Genomic DNA, 20,168 nt, shown 5'->3' on the forward strand with positions numbered 1-20,168 from the left:
AACCTGACTCATAAACCTCACTTAGCCAAGTGCTCTGCCAAGCCCGAGCGCCGCTGAGTCTTATTCCTACACGCAGCACTAACGCTTTCCGCATCGGCATATAGGCTAAAACGGCTTTTCGCTCGAGTAATAGCCGTATAAAGCAGCTCACGGTTCACCAATGCCTGAGCTGCTGGCGGCAGCAACATACAAACCTGTTTAAATTCACTACCTTGGCTTTTGTGCACAGTCATCGCGTAAACGCTTTGGTGAGCAGGCAAGCGGCTTGGCAATAACCAGCGCAAACCATTGGCCGATTCAAACGCCACCATCAACTGCCCGCTTTCATCCTGCGCACAAATACCAATATCACCGTTATACAGTTTCTGCTCATGATCATTTTGCTCAATCATCACTGGTCTTCCGGCATACCAAAGGCTATCGGCAGCTTTGGGCAGTGTGATAAAGCCTTGCTGGTTAAGCCGTTTTTCAATGCGCTGGTTAAGCCCATTTACTCCCAAATCACCATTACGTAGCGCGACCAGCAACTGAAACTGATGAAACTTTGCAAATACTTGTTCCATCGGCTGTCCTTGTTGCAAGGCTTCCAAATAAGGTTGATAGGCCAAGGCGCATTGTTCTAACAAATCTTTATAGCTGTCTTGAGTCAGTGCTTGATAAGGTAGATCGGCCCGTTGCGATGCAAGCAAGGCCAAGGAGTTTTTCACATGTCCTTGGTTAACTGCAGCAGCCAACAAACCAATGCCTGAATGAGCATCAAAGCGATAGCTTTTGCGCAATAAACACAATTTGTCGGCAATCGCTAAAGGCTGCTCGGCGCGCCACGCACCAAGAGCAAATCCACTACTGGCTTGTAAGTTGTTAAGTAAGTTTGGGCTATAACCCAGTTCGATAAAGGCGCATAAATCTCCCAGCACCGCCCCCGCCTCTACTGAAGCCAACTGATCTTTATCGCCCAACAAAATAATCCGCGCTTGCTTTGGCATAGCAGCCAATAGCTTAACCATTAGCGGCATATCAATCATCGAAGCTTCATCTACTACCAACATATCTAAGCTCAATGGATTATCGGCGTGATGACGAAACTCTGCGCGCCCCGGAATAACGCCCAGCAATCGGTGAATAGTGGATGCCTGCTCAGGGATTGTTGCAATAGCCGCTTCGCTGGCATTAAGTTGCTGCTTTGCACCAATGATCGACTCACTTAAACGCGCCGCAGCTTTACCGGTTGGAGCCACCAGCTGAATGTTTAAGGCTGCTTTTCCAGCATCAAGCTGCAACGTTTGCAACAAAGCCAATAAACGGGTCACGGTGGTGGTTTTACCGGTACCCGGCCCACCGCTAATCACCAAGCGCGGTTGATAACAGGCTTGTAAGGCAGCCAATTTTTGCCAGTTAATTTTGCTGGCATTGGCAATATGCCCTACCAAACTCTGTAGCTCTAATTCTTGTTCAATTGCCGCTAATTGCTGCAAAAACTCGGCATTATTAAGCAAGTTAGCGTCATTTATATCTAAGAACTGCTGAGCATACCAAGCCATCTGCTCAGCAGAATAAGCCGCTTTTGCCTGTAACAACATCTGCCAATCAGGGTTAAATAGCTGCTCTGAGTAGAGTTGGATTTTTTCTAAGGAGTAGTCACTCGTTAATGAACTTTCACCGAAATAGTCCGCTATTTGCTGCTCATAATGCCAATATCGATACAAATATAAACGCCCATATTGCAGCACCAGTGGCTTAGCACCACTAGATAACGGCGGCTGCATAAGCGCACTTGAGGCACTCAGTTGCACCTTCCAAAACTCACTATCAGTAGCGCCAATTAAGGGGCAAGCCCCCAGCAGTTCACAGCGCTTGGCTAAACTGGGCATATCTATACAAACGTGACCTGCTTGCAGCTCATTACTTACCAATGCTGCGGCCACCATTAATACATCAGCCTGTTCGCTACTAGCAAAGGACTTAGCAAAGTGAAAATCTAAGGCGCTAATTTGCCCCTGTTGCTTCAAGTTAGCGAGCCAATCTATAACGCTTAAAGGGCGCTCTGCATTTTCCAGCGAACTAGTCATGTTTAGCCCCCTCTTGGCTTAGTTGTGCCAGTGTAGGTTTAAGATCTTCACCAGCAAACAATTGGTCAAGGTAGTCGATAAATTGTGGCTCTGGCCGACTAAAGTAAACGCCATTTTGCTGTTCACTTTGCATTGCTAGTTCAGCCTCTTCCCCAGCCATGCCGCGTAAGAATAAGTAGTAAACACCGCCAAAATGCTGCTCATAATCGTAGTCTGGTATGCGTTGTCCCAACCAGCGATGTAGAGCCAAGCTATACAGTTGATACTGAAAGTCATAACGATGCTCTACCATGGCTTCTATCATTGCCTGTTGTTGGTACTCACTTACTTCAGCGCCTAGGTAATTCGACTTGTAGTCCAATACGTAATAACGTCCATCATGCTGATACACCAAATCTATAAAGCCCTTTAACATGCCTTGCACACTGGCAAAATCTAAGGGTTTGGCTTGGCGACTCAATGGGTCAAAAGCGCGAATCAGCTGGTTAACTTGATTGGCTTGCAGATCGGCAATAGGTAAGAAAAACTCCATCTCTACCAACCTTTGTGCTGGAGCCAACTGGCTCAATGAATATGGCTCGGCACTTCCAGCATCATCCAAAGGTGTAGCACAAACCTGCTGGAACATCTCTGTTAGCGGCGCCAACCACAGCAGTTCGCCTTGTGGGTCCAGCTGATTGTAACTAGATGCTTGCAATAGGGGAGCAATCGCTTGTGGAATAGTGGCTAAATCAGCCTGAAAATCCACTTCCTCAAACAATAAGTGTAAGAATGTACCGGCCTCTGCACCGCGAGGAAAATCAAAAATAGTTAGCGCTTGCTGCTGCTCTACTTGGCTTGCCTCCGCACTCAAACCCTCGGCTTCATCTAACCAAGCCATATCACTACTGGCATCAAAACCAGCGCTATGCCCTTGATGACGGCTAAGCGCAGAATAACTGGTTAGCCACCAGTTTCGATTAAGCTGAGCGGTAAAACTGCGGGCAGCAAAGCTTTGATCTGCTTCACTAATAGGGCTGAATGGAGTAAGTGCTTGCTCACTCACATTTTGCCAACTAATAAAAGGACGCTGAGACAAATTATCTAGAATGGCGACTAAGGCACCAGCGGGTTGCGGCTGATTTTTTTGCAGCAAATAGCCTAAGGCACTTTGGTGTACATCGGTATCACCTTTTTTGGCATTACCTTTTTTAAGATCTGCTACGCCTAAATAGCAGCAATATACCGCTCGAGTCACCGCTACATACAGCAGGCGCAAATCTTCTGCTAAACGTTCTTGGCAAGCTGCTTCCATGGCTTCTTCACTGCCATCGAGATCAAGAATAAAGCGCTCATCTTGATGATAAAGGGCTTCGCTAGCTTCGCGATAGCCCAATATGAATGGCAACATCACAATGGGGTATTCTAAGCCCTTACTTTTGTGAATAGTGACGATTTGTACCAAGTTGGCATCACTTTCTAAACGCAATTGCTGATCATCGGCATTGCCATCTGGCTCCAGCAACTGTTCGGCAAACCAGCGCATTAAGGCGGCCTCACCGTCTAACTCCGCGCTTTGGTTTTGTAAGAGCTCTGCAAGGTGCATTAAGTTAGTCAGTAAGCGCTCACCGTAGTTATCGCTTTGATTAATCCAGCGCTCACTAATGCCTCGCTGGCTCATCCAGCGATAGAACATTGCTAATACGCCTTGGCTATACCAAAGCTGCTGGTATTCATTGTATTCCTGAGAGTAACGCTGCCAACTGCGCTCATCGGTATTTAGCTCATCAAGCTCGGCCAAACCTAAACCAAGGATTTTACTGGCTAACGCCGCGCGAAGTTTGCGATCGTTATGTGGCTCTTGGCAGGCCAGTAACTGTAAATAAAATTGATAAGCTTCGGCGCTTTCAAACACGCTATCGCGGTTAGACAAACTCACGCTAGCAATGTTTTGTTTGGCCAATGCTGCGGCCACTTTCTCACCTTCGCGACGAGTGCGTACCAATACTGCAATATCACCAGCTTGCACCGCTTTTCCTTGGTCACCAAGAGTAGCCTGCCCCTGCTGCCCGGCTTCTAACAAAAGTTGAATTTGCTGGGCACACAGTTGGGCTTGACCAACAAGATAGTCTTCGCCACGCACAAACTCAGCATTTTGCTGATACAAAAACTGCATAGCGGCTTGCTGCTCACCCTTAAGTGTTAAGCCACTTAACTGTGCTTTGTTAGCATCAACGGGGATAAACTCAATGGCTTCATCAAAAATAAAAGGCCGTGCATGGCACTCAAATAATTGATTGCACGCTTCCACCATTGCTCCAGTTGAGCGCCAGTTAGTCGGCAAGTTATAACGTGCGGTAACCTTGTTGCGCGCTTGCATGTAAGTGAAGATATCCGCGCCACGGAAGCCATAAATAGCCTGTTTGGGGTCACCAATTAACATTAACGCAGTATCTGGCCTATCGATATATAGTTGAGAGAAAATCTGATACTGCTGTGGATCGGTATCTTGGAACTCGTCGATCATTGCCACTGGGTAAAGCTCAGCGATTTGGCTAGCCAAAACCTCACCTTGAGGGGCTTTAAGAGCCTTAGCTAAGCCGGAAAGTAAATCGTCGAAGCTCAACAATTGTTGCTGCTGTTTTAGCTCACTAAAACGCTGACGGATTTGCGGTAATAGTTGCGCCAGCAGCAAGTTTTTAATGTTCTGTTCTTCATCAAATAAGGCTTCTATCGCGTTAAACGCCAGGTGCTGCGGCGGAGCGCCTTTGGCTTTTACCCCATTGGCCAAATTCTCTGGGGTAAATTTACCTAGGGCCTCTCGAAGCGCCTTACTTAAAAAGTCGCTGTCGGTGGGCGAATTGGCAAACTGGTCGATCAAGCCAAGCCACTTTGCTACCGAAGCCTTACGGAATTTATTGCCATTTAATGGTGCAGTTTCGATGAGTTCGGCAATCTCGGCTGCAGCCGGTTTCCACAGCTGTTTAAAGTTCTCTATGCGGCTAATTTGCTGAGCAAAAAAACGTTCCAAATCTTGCTCTTGTGGCACGCCTTTTAGCTCAAAATGACTTTGGTTAAGCAAGCCAGAAATCTCTTGATGCAAGTCGTAAGGGCTAGCCCAACATTGCACTATTCGCCCCACCAATGGCACTGGCAAAGGATAAAAACGCTGGCGCCAACTGTCTTGCACCGCTTGCAGCCTTAGGTGGATTTCGTTGGTGAGAAACTCCATTTCAAATGGCAGGCCCGACTCAAAAGCATGCTGCTTCAACATTCGTTGGCAAAAGCCATGAATGGTAAACACCGCCGCTTGATCCATGTTTTGCTCGGCCAGTAACAAACGCTGGGCAGCTTGAGGGTGATCTTCTATCTCTTCCAGCAATTGGCCAATGAAGAAGTCATCACTTTGGCCACGCAAAAAGGCAATGCGTGCTTCATGTATTCTTTCGCGAATGCGACCACGTAGTTCTTGGGTCGCCGCCTCGGTAAATGTCACCACCAAGATTTGCTCAATGTTTAGTGGACTAAAACCACCTGCTTGACTAAAGCCTTGCTCCGGCTGGCGATAATGGCCCAACAGCAAGCGCAATACCAAAGCGCCAATAGTGTAGGTTTTACCGGTACCAGCACTGGCCTCAATCAAACGCGAGCCATTTAAGGGAAAGGTAAAAACATCTAAGTTATTATTCACAGGGCTAGTTTGTTGCTCAGTTTTTTGGCCGTTTATGTGATTAGTTTGCTTAAGTTCAGACATTGGCAAACTCCTCAAGATGAATCAGCATTGGTTCAAGCAAAGCTTGCGAACTTGCCTCGAACTGCGGCCAAATGCTTTCAAGGTCAGCTAACTGAGCTTGAATATAAGGGTCTTCACCTTCTGCTTGGGCAAAGGGGCCGCCGTTAAACTGAGTGCGCGCCGCTCGCCTTGCTTTATCTAAGTTTGCCTCGCTGTATTCAATATTGCCGGTTTTCTTATCTTTGCATTGGCTAATCCACTGCCAAGCACTTTCTAAAGGCAGTAACAAAGGCTGCTGCAAACCCTGTTGTAGCTGGCTAATCCATACACTCAAATGTTCTTGAGCTTGTTCGCTGCTAAGCGGTGAAAACTGCCAAGCGCCCTTGCGGCCAAGAACATAAGAACTTAATGCCTGCTGAGGTAAGGCTGCATGAACCAATAAATGCCACAGCCACCCAGCCACTAAGTCTTTGCCTCGAATGCTGCCGGGGCGATAACTTACTAGGCCTTGCGCATATTGGTGTTTCAACCAGGCTGTTAAGCGACAAGTTTGAATGCTGTCTTCGCTGGCAAAATCGAGATCTAGCAGCAATTGTTGACGACTTAATAAGCCACCGACCAACAAGGGAAATAGTGAATCAGCTAAAGGTTCTAAGTCTTGCCATTGTTGCTCAAAGGATACCTCGCCAAAACCACCATGAGGCAGCGCGCCGGCAGCGTGTAACAAGTCAAACTGCTGGCGCTTTTCGGCATTATTAAGTTGTTGTTCAAGCAAATACTGCTTCATTGAAAAGCCCGCCAGTCCGTCGACTAAAAACGGTTCGGTTTCTTCTAATTGCTCACTTAAACGGGGAAAACTCACTTTTAAACGGCGCTGATAAAAATAAGCAATCGGCGAGCGGCTAAAGGCCAATAACTCGTCCATGCTAATCTCAGACAACAGCCCTTCATTCACCAAAGTTGGCGCTGCCTGATTATCTTCTGTCGATTTCGCCTGATGCTGGGCAGCCACTGCGGGCAACCAGCGCTGAGCATAACTAAATTTGTCTGAATGGCTTTGATAGTATTCGCTGGAAAAAGGCTGCAAAGGGTGCAAACAGGTTAATTGAGCCAACAAGCGCTTGCCAGATTCATCTACATTTAGCTTATCGTCGTCCGTTAAGGCGCAACTTTGAGCAATGTAATCGCACAATTCGGCCACCAGTACAGAGGGCGTTTGCTCACTGTTATCTTTTGCACTGTGGCCAATATAGGAAATGTACAAATTTTGCTGGGCGGCTAGCAGCGCTTCCAAAAATAGGTAGCGGTCATCATCACGGCGACTACGATCACCCCGCTTGGCTGGGTTTTGCGCCATTAAATCAAAACCCATGCTGGGCACAGAGCGTGGGTAATCGCTATCATTCATGCCTAGCAAGCACACAACTTTAAAGGGAATGGCGCGCATCGGTAGCAAGGTACAAAAATTGATTTGCCCTGCTAAAAAACGCTGACTACCGCGCTGGGCATTGAGCTGATTTCGGCAGTAATCAACAATTAGCTCTGGGCTTATGTCTTGCTCAAAACCGCTGCTACTGCATTGCTCAACTAATGTTTCAAATAGCTTGTGCAAACGCAGTTGTTCGGCTTCATCGTCGCCATCAAAACTGTAGAAGTTGCTGAGTAAGTCTTGTAAACGCAGGCGCCACTGCTCAACGTTTACCGCTGCTAGCAATTGCTGTTCTAGCTGGATTAGGTGATCGATAAAGTCGGCTAACTTACCCACCGCCAAGGCGATTTTACCTTGTACTTCATCATAGGCGAGCACCCCTTGATGCAAGCCTGCTTGGCTTGGCATGGCGTAACCCAACAACATTCTTTTCAGGCCAAATAGCCAAGAATGGGTTTCTTCTTCTGGCGCTTGCCAGCGGCTACGGTCACTGCCGTCTAAGCCCCAGCGCACTCCCGCTTCTCTTACCCATTGGCGCAAAGACTTGAGTTCAGCTTCGCTTAGTTCAAAACAGCGCATAATGGCGGGCACTTCGAGTAGCGCCAGTAGCTCTGCCGCCGACTTGCGCTTTTGCGGTAAGGCGAGCAACTCTAAAAAGCTCAACAAAACCGGATTTTCTTGAGTAGCGCTGCGATCTGAAATAGCAAAGGGTAAGCGTGTTTCCGCACTGCTGCTGCCAAATACCGCCTGAATCATTGGCCCGTAGCGGTTTACGTCGGGCACCATTACGATGACATCGCGAGGACTAAGCTGAGGATCTTGCTCAAACATTGCCAAGAGCTGATCGTGCAATACCTCTAATTCTCGACGTGGGCTATGGCATAGATGAAGCTGAACACTTTTATCATCAGGCTGAATCACTCGCTTGTGCAGGCTATTATCAAACTCCTGGTAATTAATCGGGTCAGTCAGCGTCAAGATATCATCTTGAATAAGCTCCAAAAGTTTTGCTGGAACCTGCGGCTCCCCAGGCTCTGGCTGAACATAATTATCGGCAAACAGATCGGTTTCTTGCTTGTTTAGTGGGTGCAACATCTCAATATAATCGCGTCCCAGTTTACCCATCGACGCCAACAGCGGGTTACCCACTAACTCTATCTCTGTTTGCTGTTTAAGCACGGTAGTTACGTCACGCACATCACCCCAGTAATGCTGCGAAGGGTTGGTTAAAAACAAGTGAATGTCGGTATGCAAGGCTAAGGCGTCTAAAGCCTCAACATAGGCTGGCGGCAGGGCCGAAATACCAAAAATAAACACCTGCTCAGGCAGCCCTTCCGGCGCGGCGCTCGCCACCCGCAACTGTTCTACAAAATCGATGTACAAGTTGCCACGATGGTAAGGCGAGTCCATTGAACTTACCGTGTCATCTACCAAATCACGCCATAATATGGGTTGCCAAGGCTGACTTTCACTCACTTCACTTAAGTCATCACCGGCTTCCCAGGCACTGGTCCAATCGCTGCGGTAAACCAAATATTGATCGTAAATATCGGCAATTTTTTGCGCCAGTTGCCACAGCTTGCGGCTATCAATCTCAGCGCTTTCTTGCTCAGCAAGCAAGTAGTGTTGTAAGGCGCTAAATTCGTTTTGTTGTAGGCGTTGCGGCAACAGGCGCATTAAGCGCCAACTCATTGCTTCTTTGTTAAATGGGCTTTGTTCGGGAACATCTTGCAGCACTAAATGGAACATTTGCCAAATAAAGCTGGCTGGAAGAGGGAATGCCACATTGGCGACAATGCCTTGTTGCTCGGCTAACTGCAGCTTCAACCACTGAGCCATGCCGGGGCTTTGCACCAAAATTTGCTGCTGAGTAAACGGATTTTCAGGCGCTTTTAGGGCCATCACCCTAGTTAATAACACCTGTAAGGTATCTAAATGATTACTTTGATAGAGATATAACAAGAAGGCTGTTCCCTTGAACGAAGCAGCCTTTATTGTGCCAGAAAAAACCGCTTAAAAAAGTGTTGCTTAAACGATTTTAACCAGAGCATCTTGCTTAGCAGATCTGCAGCTTACTTGGAGAAGATAATGCGACGCAGTGCAGAGTAGTCAAAACTGGTGTAACCGCCGTAACCGTTGCGGGCTACAAACATGTTGTCGGCTTCATCACCGCTAGGTAGCTTAAACTTAGCGCCGCTATGAGTAACCGCTACGTACTCATTTGAAACATAGTAGTATTTATTGTCAGCTTGAATAAAAGCTAACTCAGTCAGTGGCATAAATAGCGGTTTTCCTTTGCTATCTAGCGCAACAATGCGCTGCTGTAAGCTGCCATCAGAGTTTTGGATCTGTAAATCCTGCATTTGCATCCATTGCGATTCGCTACCCGACTGCAACCAAATTCTGACATCTTGCGCATTTGCAGTACCAACCAACAGAGAAATGCCAATCACCATCCATTTCATCATAGTATTTCCTTCCTTCTTTTGAAGTGCGATAAGCTCTTTGCATACGGCTTATTCGCGTGCACTTTAAGTAGCAGTTTCACCTTTGTAAACGCTTGTTTAACATTTCTTCGGTGAAGGTCATGTTTCTGACCTTTCTGCCTTTATTTTTTATGTTTTTATTGTTGCTCTAATTTAGCGCCAAGCTGCGCCCTTCCTGGTGAGCGCTATCTATAACTCTGTGTTTATTTCCTACATTGTACTTGAAAAACATAAGCTTATGAAAACGTTATCTCCAAGTAATTCTAATAAAGTGTCAATAATTTGAACACTATCAGCTATACAATTATTGAGCCATTTTGTTGTAGCTAAATGTTTACGCCAACAACAAATATCTACGAAGCCTTTTCCGCACCGGGATCATTCATCATCAAAATATGATTTATTGATCAATACGGGAGAGGTTTATTTGACAAAAATGAGCACTAGGCCGATAAACGCTTAAGTAGGCGATCCATTGCGCGATAACTTAGGGCTTCAACAATGTCATTGCGTTGAATGTCTTTTTGCTGCTTAAGATCGGCAATGGTTCTGGCTAAACGCCAAACACGGTGAAATGCCCGAGCAGATAAACCCAGTTGGTTGATGCTGTTTTCCAAAAACTCACTGTTTTCTGGGCTTAAGCTAGCATGCTGATGAAGCTCTTTGCCTGAGAGTTGGCTGTTTAGCTTGCCGCAGCGTGCTAATTGCAAGCTACGTGCATTAATCACCCGCCGCTTTATCTCTGCGCTCGACTCCCCATTAGCATGCTGCGTTAAACTGCCTTTGGGTAATTCGGCCACTTCAACACTTAGATCAAAGCGATCTAGAAAGGGGCCCGATAGCTTGCCGAGATACTTTAAAATTTGGTCAGGATTGCTACGCAGCTGCTGGCCTTGATAGTAACCACATGGAGATGGGTTCATTGCCGCGACTAGTTGAAAGCGCGAGGGAAAACTTACCTGCAAAGCCGCTCGCGAAATATGCACTTCGCCAGACTCAAGTGGCTGGCGCAAAGCATCCAAGGTGCTGCGAGCAAACTCTGGAAGCTCGTCCAAAAACAACACGCCATGGTGAGCTAAGGTAATTTCGCCGGGTTTAGGATTTGAGCCACCGCCCACTAACGCCACCATTGATGCACTGTGATGGGGACTGCGAAAGGGTGGAACATACCATTGCTCAAGCTCTCGCTGCTGAGCACTTACCGAGTTAATCGCTGCCACTTCAATGGCTTGTTGTTCATCAAGGCTGGGTAAAATCCCTGGCAAACGGCTCGCCAGCATGGTCTTGCCAGTTCCTGGTGGGCCCATCATCAATAAATTGTGAGCTCCAGCGGCGGCCAATTCTAAAGCACGTTTGGCTAAGTGTTGGCCCTGCACTTCGCTCATATCTAATAAGCTCGCACTAGATTCTTGTTTTATCACTTGCGGGGCTAGCAAATTAAAAGCACTTTGGCCGTTTAGGCCAGCGCTTAGCTGCTGCAAACTAGGGCTTCCGTGCACCTTTGCATCCGGCACTCTTACTGCGGCCGCTGCGTCTTGCTCGCTGGTTACTAAGATTAAGCCCTGCTTGCTTATGGATAAAGCGGTTGCGATTGCCCCACTCACCGGACGGATCGCGCCCGATAAAGCCAGCTCACCGCAAAAAGCCATATCAACTAAACAGGCTAAGGGCACATCGCCTGCAGCCGCCAAAATACCAATGGCAATCGGCAGATCAAAACGGCCACCACTTTTTGGTACGTCAGCGGGAGCAAGGTTTACGGTGATGCGTTTTGCGGGGAAAGAGAATCCGCTATTTAGAATGGCGCTACGAACACGGTCTTTAGCTTCTTTTACTGAAGTCTCAGGCAATCCGACAATACTAAAGGCAGGCAAACCATTGGCTAAATGCACTTCTACAGTCACATTTAAGGCTTCCATGCCCACTAAGGTACACGTTTTAACTATCGCTAAACCCATTTGCTCTCCAGCGCTTAATAACAACTTACATACTAGTAGGCTTTTGCCGAAGTTGTTATTAAGTGACTGAAAATAGGTTTATTACTGCACGCTAAAGCACTGCTGCTGTTGCTGATGAAGCGCTGCCAATACCGCTTTACGCTCGATTAAACCAATAAGTTTGCCATTTTCTAATACTGGGTAGCTCTTCGGTTTGTTATCGGTCATGGTTTTTGCCAAGTCGAGAACATTCTCATCAGGGCCAACACTCAATACATCGCTACGCATTAGATCTTTAACTAAAGCACTTTGGTCACAGTAATAACCGGCTTGCAGCATTTGGGTTACGCAGTCTAACTCAGACAACCAACCGATTAAGGCGCCTTTAGCGTCAACCACGGGAGCACCTAGCTGGTGTGAATTAGTCAGCAATTCGCTGGCCTGGTTAATGCTTTGCTCTTCGGTAAAACTCAAAAATTGAGCGCGCATATAGTGTCTAACATTAAGCTGTTGCATAAGACCTCCTTCAAGGGCCTTTAAGATTACAACTCAAATGTAATACAAGCCAAGACGGATAAGAAATGGCTTATAACTATTAGATTGATAGGCGTAACAGCCCTAACGCTTTACCTAGTGCTCTATCCGCAAAAAACACTAGTCTTCGTCTTCCGGAATATTTTTCACAAACTTAGCTGGCACGCCGGCTACCACGGTATTAGCCGCTACGTCTTTATTCACTAAAGCGCCGGCGGCAATCACTGCGTTATCACCAATGCTTACGCCCGGCAATATGTTCACTCCCATGCCAACCCATACTCGGTCGCCAATGGTTACCGGTAAAGCTCGCTCTAACCCTTCGGTGCGCTGTTTAACGTTGAGCGGATGGGTGGCGGTAGAAATGTTCACTGCTGGCGCAAACATTACGTCATCACCAATGGTCACAGGGGCGCCATCTAAAATCACGCAATTGTGGTTAGCGTAAAAGTTTTTACCGGTGGTAATGTTGTAGCCGTAATCACAGAAAAAATCGGGCTCAATCCAAGGATCCAAGCTATTTGGCAACAGCTCAGCTAATACCTCGGCCCGTAAATCTTCTTCAGGGTGCAACAAGTTCAGCTCGTAACATAATGACTTCGCCTGATTACGGTCTTCCACCAACTCGCCATCAAAGGCCAAATACAACTCACCAGCTAACATCTTTTCTTTTTCTGTCATGCTTACCTCTTGGAGAGCTTAGTTGCGAACGACTAAAGCAACGCAGCAAAAGTTATTAATTTCAGTAAGTTATTCTACAGCGTTAATTGTGACGATATCTCCAACCTTGATTGCATTTTTTGCAAACCAGCCTTGATTCATTTCCCAAGCGTAAAAAACAGAATAGCGAGACTTGGTTAACTTGGCCGTATTAGCCTGCATACTGTGAATTTCACTAATAGAACCGTCTTCACGAATAAACGCCACATCCAGTGGGATATAGGTATTTTTCATCCACATTTGCGCGCGTTTGTTGCGCTGGAAGTTAAACAGCATTCCACACTCTTCACACAATTGTTGGCGATGCATTAAACCTTGGGCACGCTGTTGCCTACTATGCGCATACTCCAAGCTAAAGCTCTGTTGATTGACTTGCACCATCACTAGAGGAAATTCTTTAGTAGACGCTTCCGCGGTAGCTAAATTTGTCACCAACAATAGCAAACAAAAAAGGGATTGATTAACTGATAAATTCAAAGCAAAAGGTATCCAATAGTTACAATTAACCTATTCAACTAAACCATGACAGAAATCCCGCCCGCTGGGCAAGTTTTCGTTTTAGTTTGTTTCAAGGTAAGCATGTTGAAAAAAAGTGTAACAATTTAAGCCAAAGGACCAATGAATAATCTGCTGCAAATGCAAAACATATCACCACACCAAACAAATAAAACAGAATATAACACCATCAGAAAAACAAAAAGCAGCCAAATAAACCTTAAATCGTTTATTAAACACACTACAGGCAGAACAATTAATAGCCAAAGCTGACTTGAATCACATTTTATCCTGTGATACTTGTTAGCCAATCTTTTAGGAAAGCTTTAAATATGTCTCTTTCAGTTGCACTAATTATTAGCGTCGTCCTTGTGGTGATTATTCTATCACCTCGCGGGGATGCGTTGTTGTAACTGAAACTAGCACACAACATCAAACCCCCGCGCTGCAAAGCTCGGGGGTTTTTTGTTAACGGTGGGAAGGAAGTAAAAATGAATGGTGCGCAACAAATTGTAGCGACTCTGAAACAACAGGGCGTTGAACAAGTATTTGGATATCCTGGCGGGGCGATTATGCCGCTGTACGATGCTCTTTATGATGGCGGAGTAAAGCACATGCTTACTCGCCACGAGCAGGGCGCAGCGATGGCAGCGGTGGGTTATGCTCGCGCTGGCGCAAGCTGCGGGATAAAAGTGGGGGTTTGTATTGCCACCTCAGGTCCAGGCGCTACCAACTTAGTCACCGGCCTTGCAGAAGCACAGCTTGATTCCATTCCACTGATCGCCATTACCGGCCAAGTTGCACAGCCCGTGATCGGCACCGATGCTTTCCAAGAAGTTGACGTATTAGGCATGTCTTTATCGGTTACCAAACATAGTTTTATGGTTACCGATGTTAAAGAGCTAAAGCGCACCATTGAACAGGCTTTTGAAATTGCCACCAGCGGCCGCCCAGGCCCTGTACTCATCGATGTACCTAAAGATGTGCAACTTGCCGAAGTTGAAGAAAGCTTGGCCTACGTTGCCAGTACCCAAGCACCTGCTGCGCCTCAGGCGAGCTTAGTGGCGCAAGCCAAACAGCTTATAGCGAACGCCAAGCAGCCCATCGTTTATGTTGGCGGCGGTGTTGGTATGGCCAATGCGGTAGGCGAATTACGCGAGTTTCTAAACTACAGTAAAATCCCTAGTGTAAGCACCCTTAAAGGGATTGGTGCAATTACCGAAGAGCAACCTTATTACTTAGGCATGTTGGGCATGCACGGTACTAAGGCGGCCAACCTAAGCGTACAAGAAACCGATTTGCTGATTGTGATCGGCGCTCGCTTCGATGACCGCGTAACCGGCAAGTTAGATGAATTTGCTCCGCACGCCAAAGTGATTCACCTTGATGCAGACGCCAGTGAGTTTGGTAAACGCCGTACCCCTGATGTAGCGCTAGATAGCGATTTAACGCTCACCTTGCCCGCTCTACACTGCCAAACCGAGATTGATATTTGGCAAGAAAAACTAGCCCAACGCAAACATGACTTTGCTTGGCGCTACGATCACCCCGGCGGGCATATTTTTGCTCCGGCAATGCTTAGCGACTTAAGTAAAATGGTGGATAAAAACACCGTGGTTGCCTGCGATGTTGGCCAACACCAAATGTGGGTAGCACAGCATATGCAGTTTGATGGCCCCGAAAATCATCTGTCCAGCGCTGGCTTAGGCACTATGGGCTTTGGTTTGCCGGCTGCCATTGGCGCTCAGTTTGCTCGCCCTAACGACACCGTTATTAACGTATCGGGCGATGGTTCATTCATGATGAACGTGCAAGAACTTACCACCATTAAGCGTGCTCAGTTACCGGTAAAAATGCTGCTTATCGACAACAATCGCCTAGGCATGGTGCGTCAGTGGCAGAACCTATTTTTTGATGGGCGTTTTAGTGAAACGATCCTTGATGACAACCCAGACTTTGTAAAAATGGCCTCGGCTTTTGATATTCCGGGCGAAACCATTAGCAACAAAGTGGATGTTCACGCAGCCTTGCAACGGATGCTAAACAGCAAAGGCCCTTACCTGCTGCATGTATTGATTGATGCAGAAGAAAACGTGTGGCCACTAGTGCCACCGGGTGTGGCCAATGACAAAATGATGGAGGACTGCTAATGCAACATTCACTAACTATTTCTACACGCCAGCAAGCCGATGTACTTGAACGTGTATTACGAGTGACACGTCACCGTGGTTTTTTAGTACAATCTATGCAAATTGAGCAAACTAGTGCTCAAGAACCTGCTGGCTACCGCATTGAACTTAGCGTAAGCAGCGAGCGTCCAATAGAACATCTCACTAATCAATTAGTGAAACTGTTTGACGTTGAGCAAGTTCAACTAAAGCAATTACAAGCAGTGGCTTCGCCTAAAGCCGCCATTGCCTAAACAAATAGCAAACACAGATTAACGGAGTAAACCGCAATGCCTAAACTGCGAAGTGCCACCACCACCGAAGGCCGTAACATGGCTGGAGCGCGCGCCCTTTGGCGAGCAACAGGAACCAAAGAAGAAGATTTTGGTAAGCCAATTATCGCGGTAGTGAACTCATTCACCCAATTTGTACCGGGCCACGTTCACCTTAAAGATCTTGGTCAGCTGGTTGCACGCTCGATTGAAGATGCAGGCGGCGTTGCTAAAGAGTTCAATACCATCGCAGTAGACGACGGCATTGCCATGGGCCACGGCGGCATGCTTTACAGCTTACCTTCGCGTGACCTTATCGCCGACTCAGTAGAGTACATGGTAAATGCCCACTGTGCCGATGCCATGGTGTGTATCTCTAACTGTGACAAAATCACTCCAGGAATGTTAATGGCTTCAATGCGCTTAAACATTCCGGTTATCTTTGTTTCTGGCGGCCCAATGGAAGCCGGCAAAACTAAGCTTAGCGACCAAATCATTAAACTAGATTTAGTTGACGCTATGGTAATGGGCGCCGACAAAAACGTAAGTGATGAAGACAGCGACAAAGTAGAACGTAGCGCCTGCCCAACCTGTGGTTCGTGTTCAGGTATGTTCACTGCTAACTCAATGAACTGTTTAACCGAAGCGCTAGGTTTAGCTCAGCCAGGTAATGGCTCGATGCTGGCTACCCACGCCGACCGTGAAAAACTGTTCGTAAACGCTGGTAAACGCATTGTTGATTTGTGTAACCGCTACTACCAACAAGATGACGAAAGTGTATTGCCGCGCTCAATTGCAACTCACAAGTCTTTTGAAAACGCCATGACCTTAGACATCGCCATGGGCGGGTCTACCAATACCGTATTGCACTTGTTAGCTGCAGCCCAAGAAGCTGGCGTAGATTACAACATGGACCACATGGATGATCTTTCTCGTAAAGTTCCTCAGCTGTGTAAAGTAGCGCCATCTACCAACAAGTACCACATGGAAGATGTTCACCGCGCTGGCGGCATTATGGGCATTCTCGGTGAATTAGACCGTGCTGGTTTGCTTAACCGCAACGAACCTAATGTAATGGGCGAAACCTTGGCCGATACCCTCGGCAAATGGGACATCATGCAAACTCAAGATCAAACAGTAAAAGAGTTTTACCGCGCTGGTCCTGCTGGTATTCGCACCACCAAAGCCTTTAGCCAAGATTGCCGTTGGGACGACTTAGATGACGACCGCGCCGAAGGGTGTATTCGTAGCCTAGAAAATGCCTTTAGTTTAGAAGGCGGCCTAGCTGTACTAAAAGGCAACCTAGCGCAAGATGGCTGTATTGTTAAAACCGCTGGCGTAGATGACGACAACTTAGTGTTTAATGGCCCAGCGCGCATCTTTGAAAGCCAAGACGACGCAGTAGCCGGCATTTTAGATGGCACTGTTCAGGCTGGTGAAGTGGTATTAATTCGCTACGAAGGCCCTAAAGGCGGCCCAGGCATGCAAGAAATGTTGTACCCAACCTCTTACTTGAAGTCGATGGGCTTAGGTAAAAAATGTGCCTTGATTACCGATGGCCGCTTCTCAGGCGGAACCTCGGGTTTATCTATTGGTCATATTTCACCAGAAGCCGCTAGCGGCGGTATCGTAGGTTTGGTTGAGCAAGGCGACATTATTGACATCAACATTCCTCAGCGCAGCATTGTGTTAGAAGTGAGTGATGAAGAACTGGCTCAACGACGCGCGGCGATGGAAGCTAAAGGCAGCGATGCTTGGAGCCCAATTGGCCGAGTACGTGAAGTAAGCACCTCGCTGAAAATGTACGCCCACTTCGCCACCAGTGCCGACAAAGGCGCAGTACGCGATAAAAGCAAGCTAGACTAAACCGCGCCTCTTGCTTGTATAAACAGCCCGGTTCGCCGGGCTTATTTTTTTGATCTTATCGCCAATTTGTATGGGTAATTTATAATGCAACACTTGCCTAGTGCTAACGAATATCTTCGCCGTATATTGCTATCACCGGTCTATGAAATAGCCCAAGTGACGCCATTGCAGGGTATGCCTAAACTGTCTCAACGCAGTGGCAATAATATTCTGCTTAAACGCGAAGACCGACAAAGTGTGCATTCTTTTAAATTACGTGGTGCCTACAATAAAATTGCCCAGCTTAATCAGCAGCAACGCGATCGTGGCGTAGTAGCGGCTTCGGCCGGTAACCACGCCCAAGGCGTCGCTATGTCAGCGCAGCGACTCAACATTGCAGCAGTGATTGTCATGCCCACCACCACCCCCGATATCAAAGTAGATTCGGTTCGGGCGATGGGCGCCGATGTGCGTTTGGTTGGCGATAGTTTTGATGAAGCCTACCAATACTGTAAACAGCTGGTTGAAGAACACGGCTACACACTGATCCCCCCTTTTGATGATGTAGACGTTATTGCTGGCCAAGGCACCATTGGCAAAGAGCTGCTGGAACAAGACATGCACCTAAACGCTGTGTTTGTGCCGGTGGGTGGCGGTGGCATTGCTGCGGGTGTTGCAGTTTACATTAAGCAGCTGATGCCTCATGTGAAGGTAATTGGCGTAGAAGCCGAAGACTCGGCCTGTTTAAAAGCGGCCTTGGCAGCCGGCAAACCCACTCCTCTAGAACGTGTTGGCCTATTTGCCGATGGCGTGGCAGTTAAACTTATTGGCAGTGAAACCTTTCGACTTTGCCAGCAATACCTTGATGATGTAATCACGGTAAACTCCGATGAAATATGTGCCGCAGTAAAAGACATATTTGAAGATACTCGCGCTATCTCTGAGCCTTCTGGCGCATTGGCTCTCGCTGGCTTAAAAGCCTATGCCCAGCAGCACAAACTTGAGGGCGAGCGCTTAGCCGCGGTGTTATCTGGCGCCAACATGAACTTTCATAATCTGCGCTATGTTTCAGAACGTACCGAGCTTGGTGAGAAGAAAGAAGCTGTCTTGGCGGTAAGGATCCCCGAGCGTCAAGGCGCATATTTGGAGTTTGTTGAGCACCTAGGTGGCCGAGTGATTACCGAGTTTAATTACCGCTATGCCAGTGAACAGCAAGCCAGCATCTTTGTTGGTATTCGAGTAAGCAATAGTGATGAAGAGCTGCCTGCGCTGCTAGATAAACTGGATAGCAGCGGCTACCAAGTGGCTAACCTAAGTGATGATGAGCTAGCCAAGCAGCATGTGCGTTATATGGTAGGCGGGCGACCAGGCACTCAGTTAAAAGAAAAGCTGTATAGCTTTGAATTTCCCGAACAGCCCGGCGCTTTGCTTAAGTTTTTACTCACCCTAGGGCCACACTGGAACATTACTCTTTTCCATTATCGCAACCATGGCTCGGCCTATGGACGGGTATTAGCCGGCTTTGAACTGCAAGACAGTGACCAAGCAGCCTTTAGCCAACACCTAGCGCAACTGGGCTTTGACTACCGCGACGAAAGCGATAATACCGCTTATCAGTTCTTCTTAGAGCATGAGTAAGCATAGACTGAATATATTAAAAGTGGTCAAATAACGATCTAAGTTATTCAGCTTGCAGCACTTCACTAGTGAGTTTGCTAAAAACTACGTTTTTCAGCAAAACACTGTGGACTCAAGTTTATGGCTAAATCATTCAGCACTATCGCGGCACTTTTCACCCTCGTTAGCTTTAACCTTTCTGCCGATACCCTTACTTTGCACAACGGCAGCGTATTAGAAGGCACTTTGCTACAGCGCAACAGCCAAGAACTTCAGTTTGAAGTAGCCGGCAATAGCATGACCTTTAAAACTGAAGACGTTAAAGATCTACAGCTTTCGTTTGCTCAAACAAAACCGGAAAACCAAGCCCCGAAAACTGCAGAAGCCAGCCAAACTGTCTCCAGTATTCCAGCTGGTACACCGCTAATGGTAAGTTTAGATAGCCCAATCAGTACTCGTGAACATGCCTCTGGTCATCGTTTTAGTGCAAGCTTAGAAAGTGATTTAAACATTAACGGCCAAGTAATCGCTAAGGCTGGCAGCACGGTTCATGGTCAAGTATTACAAAGTGAACAAGCAGGTCGATTAGCAGGTAAGTCTAGCCTTACCATCGCCTTAACCGACATCACCGTAAACGGCCAACGTATAGCGATTCAAACCAATAGTTTTAACGGATTAGGTGATGCGCAAGCCAAAAACACCGTGAAAAAAACCGCTGGTGCAGCGGCAATTGGTGGCTTAATTAATGGCAGCGATGGCGCTAAAGACGGCGCTAAGGTAGGAGCAGGTTTATCGCTTATTACACGCGGCGGCGCAGTGCAAATTCCTGCTAATACTTTGTTAGAGTTTCAAACCAGCGCTAAGGTAAACATCTAAGCGCTAGA

13 protein-coding genes are annotated in these 20,168 nt (G+C 47.2%); 5 read left to right on the forward strand and 8 right to left on the reverse strand.

Going from position 1 to position 20,168, the window contains the following annotated elements; all coding sequences use genetic code 11:
- Window positions 1-17: 17 nt before the first annotated feature.
- The 8 genes from recD to G6R11_RS16460 form a co-directional block, all read right to left on the reverse strand.
- Window positions 18-2,069 (reverse strand): exodeoxyribonuclease V subunit alpha, encoded by a 2,052-nt coding sequence (gene recD, locus G6R11_RS16425; RefSeq protein ID WP_163134156.1) that lies wholly within the window; start codon window positions 2,067-2,069, stop codon window positions 18-20.
- Window positions 2,062-5,802 (reverse strand): exodeoxyribonuclease V subunit beta, encoded by a 3,741-nt coding sequence (gene recB, locus G6R11_RS16430; RefSeq protein ID WP_163134157.1) that lies wholly within the window; start codon window positions 5,800-5,802, stop codon window positions 2,062-2,064. Before recB ends, recD begins: the two co-directional genes overlap by 8 nt.
- Window positions 5,795-9,172 carry an exodeoxyribonuclease V subunit gamma gene (recC, locus tag G6R11_RS16435; RefSeq protein ID WP_163134158.1) on the reverse strand — a complete coding sequence of 1,126 codons (3,378 nt, stop codon included), beginning with the start codon at window positions 9,170-9,172 and terminating at the stop codon, window positions 5,795-5,797. Before recC ends, recB begins: the two co-directional genes overlap by 8 nt.
- 110 nt (window positions 9,173-9,282) lie before the next feature.
- Window positions 9,283-9,678, reverse strand: coding sequence for a hypothetical protein (locus G6R11_RS16440; protein ID WP_163134159.1), 396 nt, complete (start codon window positions 9,676-9,678; stop codon window positions 9,283-9,285).
- Between the two features lie 461 nt (window positions 9,679-10,139).
- Window positions 10,140-11,654, reverse strand: coding sequence for a YifB family Mg chelatase-like AAA ATPase (locus G6R11_RS16445; RefSeq protein WP_163134160.1), 1,515 nt, complete (start codon window positions 11,652-11,654; stop codon window positions 10,140-10,142).
- Window positions 11,655-11,735: 81 nt separating this feature from the next.
- On the reverse strand, window positions 11,736-12,149 hold the full coding sequence (locus tag G6R11_RS16450; protein ID WP_163134161.1) for a CBS domain-containing protein: 414 nt from the start codon (window positions 12,147-12,149) through the stop codon (window positions 11,736-11,738).
- A gap of 138 nt (window positions 12,150-12,287) precedes the next feature.
- A complete protein-coding gene (locus tag G6R11_RS16455; protein WP_163134162.1) occupies window positions 12,288-12,848 on the reverse strand; it encodes a sugar O-acetyltransferase in 561 nt (186 codons plus the stop codon).
- Window positions 12,849-12,917: 69 nt separating this feature from the next.
- Window positions 12,918-13,319, reverse strand: coding sequence for a DUF192 domain-containing protein (locus G6R11_RS16460; protein WP_240352494.1), 402 nt, complete (start codon window positions 13,317-13,319; stop codon window positions 12,918-12,920).
- A gap of 554 nt (window positions 13,320-13,873) precedes the next feature.
- Between G6R11_RS16460 and ilvG the strand changes: the two genes are divergently transcribed.
- The 5 genes from ilvG (at window position 13,874) to G6R11_RS16485 (ending at window position 20,160) form a co-directional block, all read left to right on the forward strand.
- Window positions 13,874-15,532: an acetolactate synthase 2 catalytic subunit gene (gene ilvG / locus G6R11_RS16465; protein ID WP_163134163.1), complete on the forward strand. Its 1,659-nt coding sequence runs from the start codon at window positions 13,874-13,876 to the stop codon at window positions 15,530-15,532.
- Window positions 15,532-15,804, forward strand: a complete 273-nt coding sequence (ilvM, locus tag G6R11_RS16470; protein ID WP_163134164.1) for an acetolactate synthase 2 small subunit — start codon at window positions 15,532-15,534, stop codon at window positions 15,802-15,804. The genes ilvG and ilvM overlap by 1 nt, the downstream gene beginning before the upstream one ends.
- Before the next feature lie 36 nt (window positions 15,805-15,840).
- Entirely contained in the window at window positions 15,841-17,688 is a 1,848-nt protein-coding gene (ilvD, locus tag G6R11_RS16475) for a dihydroxy-acid dehydratase (RefSeq protein WP_163134165.1), read from the forward strand.
- A gap of 84 nt (window positions 17,689-17,772) precedes the next feature.
- Complete coding sequence (gene ilvA, locus G6R11_RS16480) at window positions 17,773-19,305, forward strand: threonine ammonia-lyase, biosynthetic (RefSeq protein WP_163134166.1); 1,533 nt, start codon at window positions 17,773-17,775, stop codon at window positions 19,303-19,305.
- Window positions 19,306-19,425: 120 nt separating this feature from the next.
- A complete protein-coding gene (locus G6R11_RS16485) occupies window positions 19,426-20,160 on the forward strand; it encodes a hypothetical protein (RefSeq protein ID WP_163134167.1) in 735 nt (244 codons plus the stop codon).
- The last annotated feature ends 8 nt before the right edge of the window (window positions 20,161-20,168 follow it).

The sequence above is a fragment of the Agarivorans sp. Alg241-V36 genome (assembly GCF_900537085.1).
GTDB lineage: Bacteria > Pseudomonadota > Gammaproteobacteria > Enterobacterales > Celerinatantimonadaceae > Agarivorans.